Source organism: Spirillospora sp. NPDC049652 (assembly GCF_040675125.1).
GTDB lineage: Bacteria > Actinomycetota > Actinomycetes > Streptosporangiales > Streptosporangiaceae > Spirillospora.
Genome location: NZ_JBFAOF010001335.1, coordinates 1 through 1546, shown reverse-complemented (window position 1 = coordinate 1546; position 1546 = coordinate 1). Strand labels below are relative to the sequence as shown.

General features: G+C 74.1%; 3 protein-coding genes. All 3 read left to right on the top strand.

The window, feature by feature from the left end; all coding sequences use genetic code 11:
- Window positions 1-270, top strand: a 270-nt coding sequence (locus tag AB0J52_RS39960) for a hypothetical protein (RefSeq protein WP_500188372.1), incomplete at its 5' end; no start/stop codon positions are given.
- Window positions 271-350: 80 nt separating this feature from the next.
- Complete coding sequence (locus tag AB0J52_RS39955; RefSeq protein ID WP_500188370.1) at window positions 351-722, top strand: hypothetical protein; 372 nt, start codon at window positions 351-353, stop codon at window positions 720-722.
- 129 nt (window positions 723-851) lie between these two features.
- Window positions 852-1546: isocitrate lyase/PEP mutase family protein (locus AB0J52_RS39950; protein ID WP_500188368.1), on the top strand; the 695-nt coding region annotated here is incomplete at its 3' end.

Here is a 1546-nt window from a genome sequence, read left to right as displayed (position 1 = left end):
GTCCTCGCCGCCGTCGCCGCGGACGACCTGCCCGGCGCCCTCCGGGCGACGGCCGCCATCGGCAGCTCGGTCGTCCGTGTGGCGGCCCTGGCCGAGCTGGCGAAAGCCGCCGATGACCCGGCCTTGGCGGCCGGCCTCTTGGAGCAGGCCACTGCCCTCGCCCGCTCGCTCCCGGACCGCGCCGACCGGGCCACCGCCCGCCTCAGCATCCTCCGCGCCCAGCCCGCCGCCCCGGTCCAGTCCGCGCCGAAGGCCCTCGCCGGCTCCTGATCCGCTCCGCCGCCCGCCCTGGCGGCCGACCGGTGAAAACGCCTTGGCGGGCACGGCGCGCCACCGGCATGATCAGGATCATGGAGACCGAGGCGGCCATCGCACTGTGGCGGACGATCATCATCGGCGACCACAAGTCGTGGGTGCTGTTCGAGAACGGGACGTGCGTGATCCTGACGGACCACGAGGGGGACCTCGCGGCCCGCGCGACGGAGATCCTCGGGGAGTACGGCCCGGTGCACGCCGGAACCCCGGCGGCCGACTTCGGGACGATCACGCTCGACGCCGCCCCCGGATGGGTGGTGTACGGGCATCACAACGACGTCCTGACCTACGTGGCCCCGGACGAAGTGGACGATGACGACACCCTGAAGATCGGCCTCCTGGGACGCTCCAAGCGGGACCAGGACGGCCGCGAGCTCCAGGTGATCCACGTGGAGGATCGCCGCTAGTCCGTCCCCAGCCCCTCCCCGCGCTCACCCTCCTCCGGCTCCCTCTGCTCGCCGCCAAGCCGGGGTCGTTTCGACGGCCGTGGAAGTTTCCCCGGCTTAGCGTCGAGGATGTCGCCAGGGGAGGGTCTGATGGATTTCCGGGAACTGCACCGCACCGACCGGCCGTTGCTGCTGCCCAACGCGTGGGACGTCGCGTCGGGGGCGGCCCTGGCCGAGGCCGGGTTCGCCGCGGTCGGGACGACCAGCCTCGGTGTCGCCGCGGCGGCGGGGGAGGACGACGCGTCCGGCGCCACCCGCGACGAGACCGTCCGGCTGGCGCGCCGGCTCGCCGGCCTTCCCGTCCCGGTGACCGTCGACATCGAGGCCGGGTTCTCCGAGCGTCCCGACGAGGTCGCGGCCTTGGTCGCCGAGCTGGCGTCCTTCGGGATCGCCGGGGTGAACATCGAGGACGGCCGTCCCGGCGGCGTCCTCGCCTCGGTGGATCGGCAGACGGCCGTCCTCTCGGCGGTGAAGGCCGCCGCGCCCGGGGTGTTCCTCAACGCCCGCACCGACACGTACTGGCTGGCGAAGGACGGCGAGCCGCCGCTGACCGAGACGCTGGAGCGGGTGCGGGCGTACGCGGAGGCCGGGGCAAACGGAGTGTTCGTTCCGGGGATCGCCGCCGACGCCGACATCCGAGCCGTGGTCGCGGCGGTGCCGTTGCCGTTGAACGTCCTGCACCTGCCGGGCCGCACCGATCCCGGACGGCTCGCCGAACTCGGCGTGCGCCGCATCAGCTGCGGCTCCCTCCTGTACCGGGCGGCCCTGCACGCGGCCGTGGCCGC

What these genes read in the sequence shown, in the direction of transcription:
- AB0J52_RS39955 (WP_500188370.1), top strand. Translation starts at nt 351, where the DNA reads ATGGAGACCGAGGCGGCCATCGCACTGTGGCGGACGATCATCATCGGC.